General features: G+C 68.7%; 17 protein-coding genes. 6 read left to right on the top strand and 11 right to left on the bottom strand.

Annotated elements, in window-relative coordinates; genetic code table 11:
* Window positions 1-75: 75 nt before the first annotated feature.
* Complete coding sequence (locus tag ACF8NF_RS12275; protein WP_061288653.1) at window positions 76-1,047, bottom strand: DMT family transporter; 972 nt, start codon at window positions 1,045-1,047, stop codon at window positions 76-78.
* 72 nt (window positions 1,048-1,119) lie between these two features.
* On the bottom strand, window positions 1,120-1,848 hold the full coding sequence (locus ACF8NF_RS12280) for a helix-turn-helix domain-containing protein (protein ID WP_047326943.1): 729 nt from the start codon (window positions 1,846-1,848) through the stop codon (window positions 1,120-1,122).
* Between the two features lie 86 nt (window positions 1,849-1,934).
* Here ACF8NF_RS12280 and ACF8NF_RS12285 point away from each other — a divergent pair, with 86 nt between their 5' ends.
* From ACF8NF_RS12285 to ACF8NF_RS12295, 3 genes are all read left to right on the top strand, one after another.
* Window positions 1,935-3,305 (top strand): AmpG family muropeptide MFS transporter, encoded by a 1,371-nt coding sequence (locus ACF8NF_RS12285; RefSeq protein ID WP_392413666.1) that lies wholly within the window; start codon window positions 1,935-1,937, stop codon window positions 3,303-3,305.
* A 104-nt stretch (window positions 3,306-3,409) separates the two neighbouring features.
* Window positions 3,410-4,171, top strand: a complete 762-nt coding sequence (locus ACF8NF_RS12290) for a response regulator (RefSeq protein WP_016448575.1) — start codon at window positions 3,410-3,412, stop codon at window positions 4,169-4,171.
* An 8-nt stretch (window positions 4,172-4,179) separates the two neighbouring features.
* The gene (locus tag ACF8NF_RS12295) at window positions 4,180-5,406 is read left to right on the top strand and encodes an ATP-binding protein (protein ID WP_016448576.1); all 1,227 of its coding nucleotides are present in this window, start codon (window positions 4,180-4,182) and stop codon (window positions 5,404-5,406) included.
* 15 nt (window positions 5,407-5,421) lie between these two features.
* On the opposite strand, the gene ACF8NF_RS12300 is transcribed toward ACF8NF_RS12295, so the two are convergent.
* Together ACF8NF_RS12300 and ACF8NF_RS12305 are read right to left on the bottom strand one after the other, a co-directional pair.
* A complete protein-coding gene (locus ACF8NF_RS12300; RefSeq protein WP_012202265.1) occupies window positions 5,422-5,859 on the bottom strand; it encodes a hypothetical protein in 438 nt (145 codons plus the stop codon).
* Window positions 5,860-6,233: 374 nt separating this feature from the next.
* Window positions 6,234-7,145 carry a LysR family transcriptional regulator gene (locus ACF8NF_RS12305; protein WP_279493965.1) on the bottom strand — a complete coding sequence of 304 codons (912 nt, stop codon included), beginning with the start codon at window positions 7,143-7,145 and terminating at the stop codon, window positions 6,234-6,236.
* 89 nt (window positions 7,146-7,234) lie between these two features.
* On the opposite strand from ACF8NF_RS12305, the gene ACF8NF_RS12310 reads away from it, so the two are divergent.
* Together ACF8NF_RS12310 and ACF8NF_RS12315 are read left to right on the top strand one after the other, a co-directional pair.
* A complete protein-coding gene (locus ACF8NF_RS12310) occupies window positions 7,235-8,623 on the top strand; it encodes an MFS transporter (RefSeq protein ID WP_392450660.1) in 1,389 nt (462 codons plus the stop codon).
* Window positions 8,595-9,014: a DUF4440 domain-containing protein gene (locus ACF8NF_RS12315; protein ID WP_392450661.1), complete on the top strand. Its 420-nt coding sequence runs from the start codon at window positions 8,595-8,597 to the stop codon at window positions 9,012-9,014. Before ACF8NF_RS12310 ends, ACF8NF_RS12315 begins: the two co-directional genes overlap by 29 nt.
* Before the next feature lie 22 nt (window positions 9,015-9,036).
* Here the strand turns inward: ACF8NF_RS12315 and ACF8NF_RS12320 are convergent, their stop codons facing one another.
* From ACF8NF_RS12320 to ACF8NF_RS12335, 4 genes are read right to left on the bottom strand one after another with little or no spacing between them, the layout of a single operon-like run.
* Window positions 9,037-9,990 carry a glycosyltransferase family 32 protein gene (locus ACF8NF_RS12320; protein ID WP_392450663.1) on the bottom strand — a complete coding sequence of 318 codons (954 nt, stop codon included), beginning with the start codon at window positions 9,988-9,990 and terminating at the stop codon, window positions 9,037-9,039.
* Window positions 9,987-11,024, bottom strand: coding sequence for a glycosyltransferase family 2 protein (locus tag ACF8NF_RS12325; protein ID WP_392442948.1), 1,038 nt, complete (start codon window positions 11,022-11,024; stop codon window positions 9,987-9,989). The genes ACF8NF_RS12320 and ACF8NF_RS12325 overlap by 4 nt, the downstream gene beginning before the upstream one ends.
* Window positions 11,021-12,142 (bottom strand): glycosyltransferase, encoded by a 1,122-nt coding sequence (locus tag ACF8NF_RS12330; protein WP_392450664.1) that lies wholly within the window; start codon window positions 12,140-12,142, stop codon window positions 11,021-11,023. Before ACF8NF_RS12330 ends, ACF8NF_RS12325 begins: the two co-directional genes overlap by 4 nt.
* Window positions 12,139-13,407 carry an O-antigen ligase gene (locus ACF8NF_RS12335; protein ID WP_047468084.1) on the bottom strand — a complete coding sequence of 423 codons (1,269 nt, stop codon included), beginning with the start codon at window positions 13,405-13,407 and terminating at the stop codon, window positions 12,139-12,141. The genes ACF8NF_RS12330 and ACF8NF_RS12335 overlap by 4 nt, the downstream gene beginning before the upstream one ends.
* A gap of 130 nt (window positions 13,408-13,537) precedes the next feature.
* Between ACF8NF_RS12335 and ACF8NF_RS12340 the strand changes: the two genes are divergently transcribed.
* Window positions 13,538-14,398 (top strand): capsular polysaccharide synthesis protein, encoded by an 861-nt coding sequence (locus tag ACF8NF_RS12340; protein WP_392450665.1) that lies wholly within the window; start codon window positions 13,538-13,540, stop codon window positions 14,396-14,398.
* 31 nt (window positions 14,399-14,429) lie between these two features.
* On the opposite strand, the gene ACF8NF_RS12345 is transcribed toward ACF8NF_RS12340, so the two are convergent.
* From ACF8NF_RS12345 to ACF8NF_RS12355, 3 genes are all read right to left on the bottom strand, one after another.
* Window positions 14,430-14,639, bottom strand: coding sequence for a zinc-finger domain-containing protein (locus tag ACF8NF_RS12345; protein WP_012202256.1), 210 nt, complete (start codon window positions 14,637-14,639; stop codon window positions 14,430-14,432).
* 121 nt (window positions 14,640-14,760) lie between these two features.
* On the bottom strand, window positions 14,761-15,699 hold the full coding sequence (locus tag ACF8NF_RS12350; protein ID WP_016453623.1) for a branched-chain amino acid transaminase: 939 nt from the start codon (window positions 15,697-15,699) through the stop codon (window positions 14,761-14,763).
* A 44-nt stretch (window positions 15,700-15,743) separates the two neighbouring features.
* Entirely contained in the window at window positions 15,744-16,190 is a 447-nt protein-coding gene (locus ACF8NF_RS12355) for a hypothetical protein (RefSeq protein ID WP_046239701.1), read from the bottom strand.
* Window positions 16,191-16,273: the final 83 nt, after the last annotated feature.

Raw genomic sequence — 16,273 nt, forward strand, 5'->3', positions numbered from 1 at the left:
AAGTCTAGCGGCCGTGCATGCCTGCAACATGCGGAGAACAGCGCATCGTGAAGAGCGGCGCCGGCCTACAAAGAGTCACGCCATCTGCGCGGCCATCACGGCCCGCTGCGAGCGCATCTCGGCGCCGATCACCAGCATCAGCCCGGCCAGCACGGCCAGCAGCCCCAGCCACGATTGCAGCGGCTGCCGCTCGCCCACGACCCACACCGCCAGCACGAAGGCCGCCACGGGCTCGATCAGGCTCAGCGTCACGCCCGTGGGGCCGGAGATGCTGCGCAGCCCGATGGAAAACAGCATGTGCGCCAGGCCCGACACCACCACGCCCAGGTAGACCACCACCAGCACGGCCGCCAGGCTCCACTGCGGCAGGCCGCTTTGCACCAGCGCAATCGGCACCGCCATGCAGGCCGCCCCGGTGAAGACATAGAAATTCACCACGCGCGGCGACATGTGGGTGACCAGGCGCTTGTTGATCAGCGCATAGCCCGCGTACGACAGCCCCGCCAGCAGGCACAGGGCCAGGCCGCTCCAGGACAGCGTGGCGCCGCCCCGGGCCATCACCATGGCCGCGCCTCCCGCCACGCTCACCAGCGTGCCGGCCCACCACAGGGCCGACAGGGGCGCGCGCAGCACCAGCGCCTGCATCAACCCGGCCCAGATGGGGCCGCTGCCAATGGCCACGGCCGTGCCCACGGCCACGCCCGTGAGCGTCACGCCCTCGTAGAAGAAGATGCTGTAGCCGCCGATTCCCATGGAAGCCAGCAGAAACCAGGCCGGGCGCAGCCCCAGGTGCACCGGGTTGGGCAGCAGCGGCTGGACGGGTGCCCCGCCCTGCCCGGCCCGCCCGCGCAGCCTCCAATGGGAGACCGCCAGCAGCGCGCCCAGGAACAGGCTGGAAACCGCCAACTGCGCGGCGCCCACCCAGAACGGCGACAGCCCGCCTGCGCCCAGGCTTTGCGCCGTGCCCGTCGTGCCCCACAGCACGGCAGCCACCGAAACGAAGGCGATGCCGACGGCGGAGGAAGAAGCGGAAGAATTGCGAACCATGGCGCCATGTTGCGCCTGGCGCGGCCGGGCATTTGTCGAGAAACGCTCGTAGTCCGCAAGACTGTGAACGGGCTAGCCGCGCAGTTGCCGCGCCGTCACGCCCCGGTCGCGCCGCAGCGCATAGGCCAGCGCGCTGGCTGAGGCATAGCCGCAGCGCAGCGCCGTGGCCTCCAGGGGCAGGCCCCGCGCCAGCCCGCGCTCGGCCGCATCCAGGCGCAGGCCGCGCAGCCAGGCCTGGGGCGGCTGGCCCGCCAGCTCCACGAAGCGCGCGTGAAAGCGCTGGGCGCTCATATGGCACAGGGCGGCCAGCCGGGCCGTGGGCCAGTCCTCGTGCAATGCGGCCTGTACGCTCGTGGTCAGTTGCTGCAGGTCCAGCCCCCGGCGCGCCAGCAGGCCGGGCGCCTGCAGCACCTGGGCCAGCTGCTCTGTGGCCGGGCCTTCCGACTCCCGGCCGCGCAGGGCGGGCGGCACGGAAAAGCGCCGCATCCGGTCCAGCCCCGGGCCGCTGGGCGCATCGATGACGAACACGCGCGAGCGCGGCGCCGCCAGGTAGCCGTGGTCCACGCCGGCGGGGATGAGCATGCCGCTGACGGCGTCCACAAAGGCGCTGCGCCCGCCCACTTCCAGCTCCATGCGGCCCTGCAGGGCATAGAGGATTTGCGCATGGCCGTGGGCATGGGCCTGGTGCTCGCCGCTGTAGCTGCGCACCGAGCTGTGCGGCGCGAAGGCGGTATCGGTGGCATCGGCCGCGCCGTCTTGCGCGGCGGCATCGCTGTGGAGGGAAGAGAGGGTGTAGGCCATGGCGGCATCCTGTGCCCGCGATGGTAGCGCGCGCCAGTCCGCGCCACCATGGGCCCGATAATGGCCGCAGCCTGCCGCAGCCCAACATGACCGAGCCGTCCACCACCACCTCCTCCGCCCCTTCCACCCCCACTGAAGCGCCCCGCCGCAGTTGGGCCCAGACCCTGCGCGTCTATGCCGAGCCGGCCAGCCTGCGCATGCTGGCCCTGGGTTTTTCGGCAGGCCTGCCGCTGCTGCTGGTGCTGGGCACGCTGTCGTTCTGGCTGCGCGAGGCCGGCGTGGACCGCACCACCATCGGCTACCTGAGCTGGGTGGGCCTGGCCTATGCCTTCAAGTGGGTCTGGTCGCCGCTGGTGGACCGCATGCCGCTGCCGCTGCTCACGCGCTGGCTGGGGCGGCGGCGCGGCTGGCTGCTGTTCGCGCAGATGCTCATCGTCGCCGGGCTGTGCGGCATGGCGTTCAATGATCCGCGCGTCTCGCTCACGCCGCTGGTGTGGTGCGCGCTGGCCGTGGCCTTCGGCTCGGCCACGCAGGACATTGCGCTGGACGCCTACCGCATCGAATCGGCCGACACCGAGCGCCAGGCCGCGCTGGCCGCCACCTACCAGACCGGCTACCGGCTCGCCATGATCTGGGCCGGCGCCGGCGTGCTGTGGCTGGCCGCCCGCGCCGAGGTGGCGGGCACGGCGGGCTACCAGAGCGGTGCCTGGCAGGTGGCCTACCTGGCCATGGCCGCCTCCATGGCCGTGGGCATGCTGACCGTGCTGCTCTCGCCGGAACCGGTGCCGCGCCCGCTGGCGCCTGCCCGCAACGCGGCCGAGTGGCTGCGTGGTGCGCTGGTCGAGCCCTTTGCCGACTTCCTGGGCCGCTACCGCTGGCAGGCGCTGCTGGTGCTGGGCCTGATCGCCATCTACCGCATCAGCGACGTGGTCATGGGCATCATGGCCAACCCCTTCTACGTGGACATGGGCTTCACCAAGGACGAAGTGGCCGCCGTGACCAAGGTGTACGGCGTGATCATGACGCTGGCGGGCGCCTTCCTGGGCGGGGCGCTGGCCATGCGCTGGGGCGTGATGCGCGTGCTGATGCTGGGCGCCGCGCTGTCGGCCGCCACCAACCTGCTGTTCGCCTGGCTGGCCACGCGCGGCCATGACGTGAATGCGCTGGTCTGGGTGGTGAGCGCGGACAACCTGGCCGGCGGCATCGCCTCGGCGGCCTTCATCGCCTACCTGTCGGGGCTGACCAATGTGCAGTACTCGGCCACGCAGTACGCGCTGTTCAGCTCCATGATGCTGCTGGCGCCCAAGTGGCTGGCCGGCTTCTCGGGCGCCTTTGTCGATGCGCATGGCTACGTGAGCTTCTTCCAGGCCACGGCCCTGCTGGGCCTGCCCGTGCTGGTGCTGATCGCGCTGGCCTCGCGCGTGCATGCGGTGCGGCCCGCGCAACGCGGCAGTTGAGCGGCTGGCCGCAGGCTGCGCTGTTTTACCGAACTTTACGCAAGCGACAAGCACGGCTGACGGGGCGCTGCGAGCATCGTCGCAACACGACGCCAGGCCCCAGCATGAATACACTGCCCTCCATGAGTACGCACCATCTTCTGATGATCGAAGACGACACCCGCCTCGCGCAGATGGTGGGTGACTACCTGGGCAACAACGGCCTGCAGGTCACGCACATGGGCGACGCCCGCAGCGGCCTGGAGCAGCTGCAGCCCGCCGACGGCGTGGCCGGCGCCGACCTGCCCGACCTCGTCATCCTCGACCTCATGCTGCCCGACATGGACGGCCTGGAGGTCTGCCGGCGCATCCGCGCCCTGCCAGGCGCCGCAGCGCAGGTGCCGGTGCTGATGCTCACGGCCAAGGGCGACCCCATGGACCGCATCATCGGCCTGGAGATCGGCGCCGACGACTACCTGCCCAAGCCCTTCGAGCCGCGCGAGCTGCTGGCGCGCATCCGCGCCATCCTGCGCCGGCGCGGCGGCGGCGGCGAGGGCTCGGCCGCAGGCCAGCCGGCCACGGCGCTGCGCTTCGGTAGCCTGGAGATCGACCGCGACGCGCGCAGCGTCACCGTGGCGGGCCAGCCCTGCGAGCTGACCTCCTACCAGTTCGACCTGCTGGTCACGCTGGCCGAGCGCGCGGGCCGCGTGCTCACGCGCGACCAGATCATGGAGGCCGTGCGAGGCCGCGAACTGGAGGCCTTCGACCGCTCCATCGACGTGCACATGGGCCGCATCCGCGCCGCCATCGAGGCCGACCCCAAGGCGCCCAAGCGCATCCTGACGGTGCGCGGCGTGGGCTACGTCTTCGCCAAACAACAAGACTAGCCAAGCGAATGAAGCTGCTGTCCCTCTTCTCCCAGCGCCTGTACCTGCGCATCTGGCTGGCCGTGGTGGGCGGCGTGGCCGTGCTCACGCTGACGGTGGCTTGGGCCTGGCAGATCGCGGCCGAGCAGAACGCGCAGAACGTGCAAAGCGCCAGCTCGCCGCCCTCGCGCGACGTGGCCATGCGCGACGGCCAGGGCAACGTGATCGCCCAGGGCCGTGCGCGGCGCCTGCCCGGCCCGCCCGAGGAGGGCCTGCGCTTCGAGATCGAAGGCACGGACGGCCAGACCTACATGCTGCACATGGCGCCGCGCCCGCCGCGCGGCGACCGCCCGCCGCACGACGGCGCAGCCGCCTTCTGGCTGCGCCCGCCCTTCGGCTTTCTGTGGCTGCTGGGCCTGGTGGGCGTGGCCGTGGCCGTGGGCGTGTTCCCCATCATCCGCCGCCTGCTCAAGCGGCTGGAGAACCTGCAACGCGGCGTCAAGCGCTTTGGCGAGGGCGACCTGTCGGTGCGCGTGCCCGAGCACGGCAGCGACGAGGTGGCCGACCTAGCCCACCAGTTCAACGCCGCCGCCGCGCGCATCGAGACCCTGGTGACCTCGCACAAATCGCTGCTGGCCAATGCATCGCACGAGCTGCGCTCGCCGCTGACGCGCATCCGCATGGGCCTGGAATTCATGGGCGACGACCCGGCCAGCGCCCGCGCGCGCGCCGAGATCCAGCGCAACATCAGCGAGCTGGACCAGCTGGTGGACGAGATCCTGCTGGCCAGCCGGCTGGAGACCTATGAGGGCGACGTGGGCACGATCGAGCCCGTGGACCTGATCGGCCTGGCCGCCGAGGAATGCGCGCGCGTGGATGCCGACCTGGATCTTCAGTCCACCGACGCGCTGGAAGTGCCCGGCATCTCCAAGCTGCTGCGCCGCGCCGTGCGCAACCTGCTGGAGAACGCGCGCCGCTACAGCCAGGGCGCCATCACGCTGGAGCTTGCGCGCCAGGACGCCATGGCCGAGATCCGCGTCTGCGACCATGGCCCCGGCGTGGCGCCGGCCCACCGCGAGCGCATCTTCGAGAAGTTCTTCCGCCTGCCCGGCGCCAGCGAGCGCTCGGGCGGCGTGGGCCTGGGCCTGGCCCTGGTGCGCTCCATCGCCCAGCGCCACGGCGGCAGCGTGCACTGCGAAGGCCGCGCCGACGGCCAGCCGGGCGCCTGCTTCGTGCTGCGGCTGCCGCTGGCCTGAGCTGCCGCCTGCGGCTCAGCCGCGCCGGTGCTGCCACTCCACACGTTCCACCAGATCCCTGAGCAGGTCGAAATGCCAGCGGGTGCGCTTGAGCAGGCGGCCGTAGCGCGAGCGGGGGAAGCGGTAGGCGCCATCGGCCAGTTCGATGGCGCAGGACGCCAGGTGCCACTGCTGCTCGAACGCCTGGTGGCTGTCCGGCGGGTCGGCGCGCATGCGGCGTATGTGCGCCAGCGCCAGCTCCACCGCGCATTCCACGTCGAACTGGCGGGCCTTGCGGTCGGGCTTTTTGCCACAGACCTCGGCCAGGGTGACCAGCCGCCCCTCGATGACGACCAGACAGACATGCATGGCCTGCCACGCGCTGGGCCAGTCGGAAGGCCTTGCGGCTTGCGACCGCTTGGGCAAAGGCTGCGCCTGCACTGCCGCGCCGGCAGTGTTTTTGCGGGATGTCATGGGGTCAGCCCTCCTGATAGAGAAGAGGGCTGGAAGGGGCAAGCGCAGCGCTGGGGCTGGCAAGGATGGGGAGGGTCATGGTCTGTTTTCCTACGAGATCACAGAAAACCACCGGTTGAGTTTCTACGCACAACAGGTGGGCGTGGTGGTTAGAAACACGTCCGTAGCCGTGCGGGCGTCCTTGCGGATAGCCCCCACCACGCCCGAAACCATGCGGACAGGCGCAAGCAAATGCGCCAATCCGACGAGATAAGGCATGACAAAGCCCCGCTTTAAGGTGGGGGCTGCAACCTCACGGAAGGTGTTTCTACGCACCGGGCCTTTCGGCTTGCGGGCAGTTTAACGGGGCCAGGGCCGGCCGGCCAGCCGAGCCCTCAATCCCGGCCCAGGTGCTCGCACAGGAAGTCGATGAACACGCGGGTCTTGCGCGGCAGGTGGCTGCTGTCGGGAAAGACCACGCTGATGGGCTGGGGCGGCAGGGCGTGGTCCGGCAGCACGCGCTGCAGCACGCCGCCGGCCAGGTCGTCCTGCACAAACCACGCAGGCAGCACCGCCACACCCAGCGAGGACCGGGCCAGGGCGCGGATGGCGGTGGAGGAGTTGGATTGGTGGGCCGCCCGGCCCACCACGTCCACGCCCTGGCCGCCGGCAGTGCGCAGCGTCCAGGCCGTGGGATGGGCGAGGTTGCTGTTGGCAATCCAGGGCAGGTCTGCCAGGTCTTCGGGCCTGCGCACGGGATGGCTGCGCAGGAAGGCGGCCGAGGCCACCAGCACGATGTCGTAGCCGGCCAGCCTGCGGCTTTTGAAGCTGGAGTCCGCCAGGTGGCCCAGGCGCACGACCAGGTCCAGCTTTTCGGCCACCAGGTCGCTCAGTGAAGAGTTGACGTCATAGGCCACAGAGATGCCCGGGTAGCGCTCCAGGAAGGCCGGGATCAGCGGAAGAATGTACTTCTCCCCGTATTCGCTGGTGGTGCTGATGCGCAGCCGGCCCGCGATGCGGTTGCCGCTGTGCATGGCGTTGTCGAAGGCGCTGCCCACGTCGCGGACGATGCCCTTGAACTCGTCGTAGAACTCCCGCCCGGTTTCCGTCAGGGCGATGCTGCGGGTGTTGCGCACCAGCAGGGCCACCGACAGCGCCTCTTCCAGCGATTTCACGTGCAGGCTGGCCATGGCCTTGCTGATGCCCAGGAAGTCCGCCGCCCTGGTGTACGAGCCGAAATCCACCACGGCCAGAAAGGTCTGAGCGCGGTGCAGCAGCGTGTGCATGGCCGGGCTTGTGGGGGTCATTGTTCAATCCAGTCAAACAAAGAGTCCAGCATAGCCCCATCGACGTGGCCGCCCGCGCTCTTTAGTCTTGCCCCTCCTGAAAGCGCAAGATGACATACCGATACCGCCTGGCCACCGTTTTCCTGATGGGTTTTTTCGTCGACTGCATCAACATCTTCATGCCCGCCGTCGCGCTGCCCACGATTGCGGCCGAATTCCATGTGGGCATCTCGGCCGGGGCCTGGGTGGCCAATGCCTACATGCTGGGACTGACGCTGGCCATTCCCCTCGCCCCCTGGCTGGCCGACCGCTGGGGCGCGCGCGGGCTGATGGCGGGCTCCATGCTGGCCTTCGCCCTGGCCGCCTGGGCCTGCGGCGAGGCGGGCAGCTTCGGCCAGCTGGTGGGCTGGCGCTTCATCCAGGGCATGGCGGGCGGGCTGGTGATTCCCGTGGGCCAGGCCCTGGCCTTCAACCGGTTCCAGGGACCGGAGCGCGCGCGTGTCTCCACGCTGGTCATGGCCGTGGCGCTGATCGCACCGGCCCTCTCGCCCTGGCTGGGCGGGCTGATCGTGGACCACGGCTCCTGGCGCTGGGTGTTCCATTCCAATATTGCGCTGGCCCTGGCCGCCGCAGGCCTGGCCTGGCTGTGGGTGCGCGATGCACCGGCCACGGCCCGGCAGCGGCCCGACCTCAAAGGCCTGGTGCTGGTCAGCGCCGCGCTGGCCGCCTGGCTGCTGGGCATGTCGCTCTATGGCGCAGGCCAAGGCTCGGGCCAGGGCCTGGCGCTGGCCTGGCTGGGCATGGCGGCGGGCCTGGCCTTCACGGTGCTGTATGCCCTCCATGCCCGCAAGACGGCCCACCCCATTGTGGAACTGCAACTGCTCAAAAGCCCGCGCCTGCGCATGTCGGTGGCCGTCTATCACGCCATTCCCGGCGTGTTCACGGGCGTGAACCTGCTCAACATCTTCTACCTGCAGGACATGCTGCACCTGAGCGCGCAGGCCACAGGCCGATTCATGATGGTCTACGCAGGCGGCGCCCTGGTGTCCATGCTGGTGGGCGGCCGGCTGTACAACCGCGCGGGCGCACGGCCCCTGTTCATCGCCAGCATGGTGCTGCACAGCCTGGGCATTGCGGCGCTGGCCGCCGTGGCGGCCCCTGCCGACACCTGGCTGCTGGCGGCCGCCTACGGGCTGATGGGCCTGGGCGGCGGCCTGGGTGCCAATACCGCGCAGACGACGGCGCTGCTGGACTTCGATGGCCGGCAGACGCAGCAGGCCAGCGTGATCTGGAACATCAACCGGCAGATGGCCTTCAGCGTGGGCGCCGCGTTCTTCCTGATGGTTTTCAACATGCTCGCCACCCGCCTGGACGCAGGCCGGGCCTATCACATGACGTTTCTGATCGCGTCGCTGGCAGGGCTTGTGCCCCTGCTGCAACTGCGATCGCTGCACACCCCCGAGGACCACCATGCAAGACAACAAGCCCATCGACCGTGACATTGACATCGGCATCGCCGAACGCAGCATCCACCAGGTGCACGAGCTGATCCACACCGTCTTCACCCAACCAGCGGGCGCACAGGCCGCGCTGCAGGCGCTGATGCCGCAGTTCAGCCCGGAGTTCAGCATGGTGACCACCACGGGCAGACTCGTCGGCCTGGACGATGTGGAACAGATGTTCCGGCGCGCGGCCGGCCAGCGGCCAGGGCTGGAGATATGCGTCTGCGACATGCAGTCCGTATGGCGGGACACGGCCGGCCTGGCCATGCGCTACCTGGAAACCCATCGCCTGGACGGCGTGGAGACTTCGCGCCGCTCGGTGGTCATCCTCAAACGTGCGGGCCAAGGGGTGCTGTGGCACTACCTGCATGAGACGGCAATGGGCTGATGGCCCAGTCCGCGCTCGCCGCTCAGCCCCGCAGGTAGCGGTCGGCGATGCTGCCGGGCACGTAGAGGCCGCGCTCCAGGTAGAAGTCCAGCTTCTTGCGGTCGGGCGCGCGCAGCTTGATCAGCGGCACGGGCGCCAGTTCGGTGCGCGAGAACATCAGGCGGATCTTGAGCGGGGTGCGGCCCCAGTTACCCTGCACGTGCAGGAAGAAGGGTCCGTCCTCGGCCTTGGCCAGCCGCAGGCGGTAGCTGCCGCCGGCGCGCAGCACGCGCTGCATGGCCAGGTGCATGCTCAGGTAGGCGGGCATGTCGATGCCCTGGCGCAGTTGTTCGTAATCGCCGGCCTGCTGGAGCTGGGCGATATAGGCCTCGCCCGTCTGCGGCAGGACCTGCTCCACGTATTCCTTGTGCAGGGCCGCGATGAAGGCGCTGCCCGGGGGCGCGGCCATGAGCCAGTTCTCGACCACGGGCACCTGCAGGTCGCGGGTGTAGCGCTCCAGGTAGTAGGCGACGAGATCGGCGCCGCTGCGCTGCTGCTGCTCCAGCAGCCAGTCCAGCGGCTCGGTGAGGATGGTGCTGGCGTCCAGCCAGATGCCGCCGTGGCGGTGCAGCAATTCCAGGCGCAGCCAGTCCGAGCGCTTGGCCACGGGCAGCTGCTGCAGGTTGCCGGGCAGTTGCGGCACGTATTGCGGCAGTTGCGCGTCGTTGAGGATGCGCAGGCTGTAGCCGGGGTTCAGGCGGGCCCAGTTGTCAAAGCAGCGCTGTATGAGCAGCGGCACCGAGTCGCCATTCCAGTAGGCCCAGATGATGCGGGGAATGGGCGTGGAGACCGGCACGGGCGCCGCAGGCCCGATGTCATGGCTGCGGAAGTCGGGCGCGGGGCCCTTCTCCAGGCGGCGTGCGAAGGTGGCGTAGAAGCGGCGCATGCCGGCCGCCAGCCACAGCTCGCCCCGGGTTTTCAGTTTCAGGCCGCTCATGCAGGGGCTCCCGGTGTTCCCAGCTGCTGCGCGCGGCGCTCCCAGCTGCGCAGCTTCCATGCGCGCAGCCACCAGCCGCGCCGCAGATAGGCCTGGCGCAGGGCCGGCAGGGACAGCGGGGAGATGCGGCCGAAGTCCGCCAGGAACTGCTGCGCCAGCGCCTGCCGCTGCGCGGGCGGCATGTCCCGCTGCCGGTCGAGAAAGCGCAGGGCGCCGATGAGGTTGCGCGCAGCCTGGTGCGCCCAGGCGAACTGCAGGCGCCCGTCGTTGCGCAGCGCATCATCTTGCAGGGCTTGCACGGCCTGCGCCAGCGGCCACAGGGCGGCGGACTGGTCTGCCGCCTTGGCAGGCGTCATGGAGGCAAGGATGGAGTTGGCACGCTGCCGGTAGGCCACCCAGGGCTGGGGGTGGTAGTAGAAGCTGCTGCAGCGCAGCGCCATCTGCGGCATGGTCATCATGTCTTCGAAATAGCGGCCTGCAGGAAAGCGCAGGCCGGCATCCCACAGGCTGCGGCGCGAGATCTTGGACCAGGCATGCAGCTGGCCCGTGCGCAGCAGGCCGGCCAGCAGGGCGCCCCGGTCCTGCGAGCGCTGCAGCGTGGGGCCCTGGAAGCTGTGCCGGTGCGCCTCGCCGCGCAGGCGGTGCTTGAGGCGCGGGGCCTCGCGCCAGACGGAGAAGTCGCAGAGCACGGCATCGGGCGCATGTTGTTTCACGATGGCCGACAGCCCGGCAATCGCGCCGGGCAGCAGCTTGTCGTCGGAGTCCAAAAACCACAGGTAGTCGCCCGTGGCCGCATCGATCATGGTGTTGCGCGCCGCGCTCAGGCCGGCGTTGCGCTCATGCTGCATGAGCTGCAGGCGGCCGGGCCAGCGCTGGTCCAGCTGCTGCATCAGGGCCCAGGAGCCATCGGTGGAGCAGTCGTCCAGCACCAGCACCTGCACGCCGGCATCGGCCTGGTCCATGACGGACTGCAGGCATTCCTCCAGGTAGGGCAGCACGTTGTAGACGGGCACCAGGATGCTGAGCCAGGTCACGGACGCTCCCCCTGCAGCAGGCGGGCGAACAGGTCTTCGTACTGGCCGGTCATGCGCTGCAGGCTGTAGTGCGACAGGGCTTCCTGCCGCGCGGTGGCGGCCATGCGCACGGCGGCCTCGTCATCCTGCAGCGCCTGCTGCAGGGCGTCGGCCAGCGATTCAGGGTCGGCGTGTGCGGCCAGCAGGCCGTTGTCGCCGGGCCGCACCACTTCCTGCACGCCCACCACGCGGCTGCCCACCACCACGCAGCCCGCCGCCATGCCCTCCAGCAGGGACAGGGGCATGCCCTCGTAGTGCGTGGACAGCACGCAGACGCGGTGCGCGCGCAGCAGGCCGGGCACGTCGTTGCACATGCCGATGAATTGCACCTGGTCCTGCAGGCCCAGTTCGGCGCTGAGCCGCTGCGCCGCCTGCTGGGCGCGCGCCTTGCCGCCGCCGGCCAGGGTCAGCGTGGGCTTGAGGCCGCGCTGGCGCAGCACGGCCAGCGCGCGCAGCAAGGTGGCATGGTTCTTTTGCCGCGCAAAGCGCGCGGCCATGACGATGTCCGGGCGGCGCTGCAGCAAGGGGGGCGGCTCCTGCAGATAGGGCTCGGGCCGGATGCCGTTGCTGATGGCCATGAGCTTGGCCGCAGGAAATCCACGGTCCTGCAGGCTCTGGCGCACGCCTTCGGAGCAGCCGACGATGGCGGCCGTGCGCTCGGTCAGCCACAGGGCCTGCGCCAGCCGCCAGCGCGTGTAGCGCTCGCGCGAGTTGTGTTCCACATGCACCAGGCAGGGCACGCCGGCCCACAGCGCGGCAAATCGGCCCCACAGGTGGTCGCTGAACCCATGGGCGACGACGATGTCCGGCCGGAAGTCCAGGCAGATGCGGCGCAGCTGCCAGACGGTGGCGGCATGGGACCAGCCGGCGACCACGTCGACATCGATGCCGCCGTCGCGCAGCTTCTGCACGCGTTCATCGGAGGTATTGCGCTTGCGCCGCAGCACCAGCCGGGCGTCGAAGCGGCCCGACGCGCGGTGCGCCGACACCAGGTCCACCGCCACCTGGGTGGCACCCGAGAAGCCGCCCGTCACGAAGTGCAGCACCCGGGGCCGGGCCGTGGTGGCGCGGTCCGTCACCGCACGGCTCCGCTGGCCCTTTCCAGGCCATGCAGCGATGACCACAGGGCCACCACGAGGAAGACGAAGAAGACGATGCCGCTGTTGTGCACGAAAAATTGCTGTGACATGCCGAACGCCAGGTACATGGCTGGCATCAGACTGCCCAGGATACGCAGCAGCAGGGCCTCGCGCCAGGGGGTGCTGTCCGCAGGCCACAGCGCCATGCGCCGCCGCGAGGGCCAGAACAGCCACAGCAGCGAGATGAACAGTGCCGCCTGCAGCAGCACGCCCGGCACGCCGAGCTTGACCCAGATGTCCAGGAAGTCGTTGTGGATGAAGTTGTATTCGCGGATGGAGCGTCCATAGTCACCCGCGTCCACGCGCCGGTGCATCTCGTCCACATAGCCCTGCATGCCCCAGCCCAGCAGGGGCTTCTCGCCGATCATCTGCACGGCCAGCCGGTACTGCTCCAGCCGGGTGCCCAGCGAGGTGTCGGAGTTGCCGGCATGAAGGTAGTTGCTCACATCCAGGTAGACCTCGTCGACGCGCTCGCTGACGCGGGGTATGAAGGCCATCACGGTGGCCAGCGCCACCACGATTGCAGCGCAGCCCAGCAACAGGCGCCCGAAGTACTGCGGGCGGTACATGCGCACCAGCACCATCAGCATGAGGAACATCGGCAGCAGCGCCAGCCAGCCCCCCCGCGAGCCCGACAGCAGCGAAGCCAGCGCACCCATTGCAGCGGCCGCCAGCACCAGCAGGCGCCACAGCAGGGAGCGCTGGTGCCAGAAGGACATGGCATAGATGCAGGAGAAGCAGCCCAGCAGCAAGGCCATGTTGCCCCACTGGATGGCATTGGTGTAGCCCGTGGCCCGCTCCATGCCCAGCACGCAGACCTGCCACAGGGCCATGAAGCCCGCGCCTGCGCTGCCCAGCGGTATGCCCCACAGGAAGATCCGCGCCGTGGGCGGGTAGCACATGGCGAACAGCAGGCTGACCGCGCCCAGGATGAATTTCACGGGGCGGTCGAACTGACCGGTGCCCCCGTCCAGCACGGACAGGTGGTACCACATCACCGCCATGCCCATGAACAGTGCCACCAGCAGCCAGGTGCCAGGCGACTGCCTGTACCGGACCCAGCGGGGCAGAAAACACAGGGCGCCCAGGGCCATGAGGCCCGCGCCATAGGAATAGCCCGAACGCAGCCACAAGGCCAGTCCGGGCACCAGAACAGCGGCCAGGGTCGTGAGGAGCCCTGGCAGCTTCGACTTGTCAAATCTCATCAAGACCGCGACTTTCTGCCCCAAAATGCGGGCATTCCGCTTTCCATCCGCTATGAAAAAAATTCCTGCGGTCTTATTCAGGCTGCTCCATCGCTGGGCAGCCCCTTCCAAAATCGGCGCAGATTACACCATGCCCGCGCCCTTGCAGCTGCCCCCATCGCCCCCGGCAGCCGATGGTCTTGCAGCGGACATCCCGAAGACGATCTGGACGTACTGGAACCAGTCCGGCCTGGACCCTTTCGTCCAGCAGTGCGTGGACAGCTGGCGGCGGCAATGCCCGGATCACCAGGTCATCGTCGTGACACCAGAGAGCCTGGGCCAGTACGTGGCCTGCGGCGACCTTCCCGCGGCGTTTGCCGAACTCCACCCCACCAAGCAATCGGACTGGCTGCGCCTGTATCTGGTGGCGCACCACGGCGGCTACTGGTTCGATGCCACCACGCTGCTGACCGCGCCGCTGGACTGGATGGGCGCCGGCGCAGGCGCCACCGAGCTGACCGGCTTCTACCTTGAGGGCTTCACCAGGGACAGGCGCTACCCCGTGATCGAAAGCTGGTCATTCTGCGCTCCGGCCGGCTCGCGCTTTGTATCGGAATGGCAAAAGGAGTTTCACCAGGCGCTGATCGTGGAGGGCCCTGCGGCCTACCTGCAGCGCGTGCAGTCGCGGCCCGACGCCGCCGAGGTGCTGCAGGGCATCCCCGATCCAAATTACCTTCTGATCCATGTGACGGCCCAGCAGGTGATGCGCCGGCTGCCCGATGCCCGGCTCACGCTGTTCAAGGCCGAGGACACCGCCTTCTTCTACCACCGCGCCCTGCGCTGGAAGTGGTACCTGCTCTACCCCCAGCTGTGCCTGGCGAAGGCGCCGCAGGTGGCGGCGCCCATCGTCAAGCTGCGCGGCGGGGAACGGCGCCATTTCACGGACATGCTGGCCTTGCACGGAGATGCTGCGCCAGACAGCATCTGGAGCCGCGCGCTTTCGGCGCGCTGAGACACGCAAAGCGGGCCGAGGCCCGCTTTGCTCAATGCCCGCCTGCGAAGACTTCGCCGGCCTTCAAGCGGTACAGCGTGCCGCAGTAGGGGCACTTGGCCTCGCCGGTGTGGGCCACGTCCAGGTAGACCTTGGGATGGCTGTTCCACAGCTTCATGTCGGCCTTGGGGCTGGGGCAGAACACGCCGCCCTGGGCGTTGAGGTCCTTGGCCGCCAGTTCGACGGTGGCATTCGTTGTCATGCTTGCTTATCTCTTTCGTGGGTATCTGTCATTTTCATCGTCGGGCCGCCCCAAGATGAAAAGCACCCCCTCGGGGGGCAGTGGACCTTGCAAAGCAAGGGTAGCGTGGGGGTCATTTTTCTCAGACCCGAGTCAGCCAATGGGCGTACTTGGGGTTGCGGCCGTTGACGATGTCAAAGAAGGCCTGCTGGATCTTTTCGGTGAGGGGGCCGCGGCTGCCCGCGCCGATCTCGATGCGGTCCACCTCGCGGATGGGCGTGACTTCGGCGGCCGTGCCGGTGAAGAAGACTTCATCGGCGATGTACAGCTCGTCGCGCGTGATGCGCTTTTGCACCACCTCCAGGCCGAGGTCCTTGCAGATGTGCATCACGGTATTGCGCGTGATGCCGTTGAGCGCGCCGGCCGACAGGTCGGGCGTGTAGACCACGCCGTCCTTGATGACGAAGATGTTCTCGCCCGAGCCTTCGGAGACGAAGCCCGAGGCGTCCAGCAGGATGGCCTCGTCATAGCCGTCGTCCAGTGCCTCGGTGTTGGCCAGGATGGAGTTGGTGTAGTTGCTCACCGCCTTGGCCTGGCTCATGGTGATGTTCACATGGTGGCGCGTGAAGCTGGAGATCTTCACGCGGATGCCGCGCTGCATGCCTTCCTCGCCCAGGTAGGCGCCCCAGGCCCAGGCCGCAACCATCAGGTGGATGGTGTTGCCCTTGGGCGAGACGCCCAGCTTGCGGTCGCCGATCCAGGTCAGCGGGCGCAGGTAGCACGATTCCAGCTTGTTGGCGCGCACGACCTCGACCTGGGCCTGGTTCACCGCTTCCTGAGTGAACGGGATCTGCATGCGCAGGATCTTGGCGCTGTTGAACAGGCGCTTGGTGTGGTCTTCCAGGCGGAAGATGGCCGGCCCCTGTTCGGTCTTGTAGGCCCGAACGCCCTCGAATGCGCCGCAGCCGTAGTGCAGCGTGTGGGTCAGCACGTGGATCTTGGCATCGCGCCAGTCCACCAGCTGTCCATCCATCCAGATCTTGCCGTCACGATCGGCCATCGAGGGAACAACGGGGCTCATAGAAACATCCTTGGGGGTATTGAACAGAACACCAACCCGCTATTTTAGGGCGCGGGGGCTGCCTCGGGGGCCGCCGCCGTCTCGGGTTGCGGTTCGGGTTCGGGCGTGGGGCGCACCAGGGTCCACTTCACGAGCCGGCCATGCATGAACTCGCAGGTCACATGGGATTGCGTGCCGTCGGTCCAGCGGTAGATCTCGGGATGCTGGCCGTCTTCGGACAGGCGCTCGCCCAGGGAGCGCGTCATGGCCACCACGTGCATCAGCGAGACCTTGGGCTTGAGCTTGACGTTGAGCATCACGGCGCTGCCCACATAGCCCATGGGACGGTCCGAGGCCTTCTTCATGATGGACATCAGCCGCGTGAAATGCAGCAGCAGCCACATCATGATGCCGCCGCCCACGGCAACCACGCCCATCCAGCCATAGGACTGGTGCGCAGCCACCAGCAGTACGAGCAGACCCAGGGGAATCAGGATATTGCGCAAATTCATGGCGCCGATTGTCTTATGGAGGCGCCGCAGGACCGCTGCGGACAGTGCGTATGCCCCCGCAATGCGCTCGGCAAGGCAGTGCC

The organism is Delftia sp. WSY_22 (assembly GCF_043104185.1).
GTDB classification, from domain to species: domain Bacteria; phylum Pseudomonadota; class Gammaproteobacteria; order Burkholderiales; family Burkholderiaceae_C; genus Comamonas; species Comamonas tsuruhatensis.

Coding starts and splice junctions, on each gene's coding strand:
- ACF8NF_RS12295 (WP_016448576.1), top strand. CDS start 4,180: ATGAAGCTGCTGTCCCTCTTCTCCCAGCGCCTGTACCTGCGCATCTGG.
- ACF8NF_RS12350 (WP_016453623.1), bottom strand. CDS start 15,699: ATGAGCCCCGTTGTTCCCTCGATGGCCGATCGTGACGGCAAGATCTGG.
- ACF8NF_RS12285 (WP_392413666.1), top strand. CDS start 1,935: ATGACCGAGCCGTCCACCACCACCTCCTCCGCCCCTTCCACCCCCACT.
- ACF8NF_RS12335 (WP_047468084.1), bottom strand. CDS start 13,407: ATGAGATTTGACAAGTCGAAGCTGCCAGGGCTCCTCACGACCCTGGCC.
- ACF8NF_RS12305 (WP_279493965.1), bottom strand. CDS start 7,145: ATGACCCCCACAAGCCCGGCCATGCACACGCTGCTGCACCGCGCTCAG.
- ACF8NF_RS12355 (WP_046239701.1), bottom strand. CDS start 16,190: ATGAATTTGCGCAATATCCTGATTCCCCTGGGTCTGCTCGTACTGCTG.
- ACF8NF_RS12320 (WP_392450663.1), bottom strand. CDS start 9,990: ATGAGCGGCCTGAAACTGAAAACCCGGGGCGAGCTGTGGCTGGCGGCC.
- ACF8NF_RS12315 (WP_392450661.1), top strand. CDS start 8,595: ATGCAAGACAACAAGCCCATCGACCGTGACATTGACATCGGCATCGCC.
- ACF8NF_RS12340 (WP_392450665.1), top strand. CDS start 13,538: ATGCCCGCGCCCTTGCAGCTGCCCCCATCGCCCCCGGCAGCCGATGGT.
- ACF8NF_RS12300 (WP_012202265.1), bottom strand. CDS start 5,859: ATGACATCCCGCAAAAACACTGCCGGCGCGGCAGTGCAGGCGCAGCCT.
- ACF8NF_RS12290 (WP_016448575.1), top strand. CDS start 3,410: ATGAATACACTGCCCTCCATGAGTACGCACCATCTTCTGATGATCGAA.
- ACF8NF_RS12310 (WP_392450660.1), top strand. CDS start 7,235: ATGACATACCGATACCGCCTGGCCACCGTTTTCCTGATGGGTTTTTTC.
- ACF8NF_RS12345 (WP_012202256.1), bottom strand. CDS start 14,639: ATGACAACGAATGCCACCGTCGAACTGGCGGCCAAGGACCTCAACGCC.
- ACF8NF_RS12280 (WP_047326943.1), bottom strand. CDS start 1,848: ATGGCCTACACCCTCTCTTCCCTCCACAGCGATGCCGCCGCGCAAGAC.
- ACF8NF_RS12275 (WP_061288653.1), bottom strand. CDS start 1,047: ATGGTTCGCAATTCTTCCGCTTCTTCCTCCGCCGTCGGCATCGCCTTC.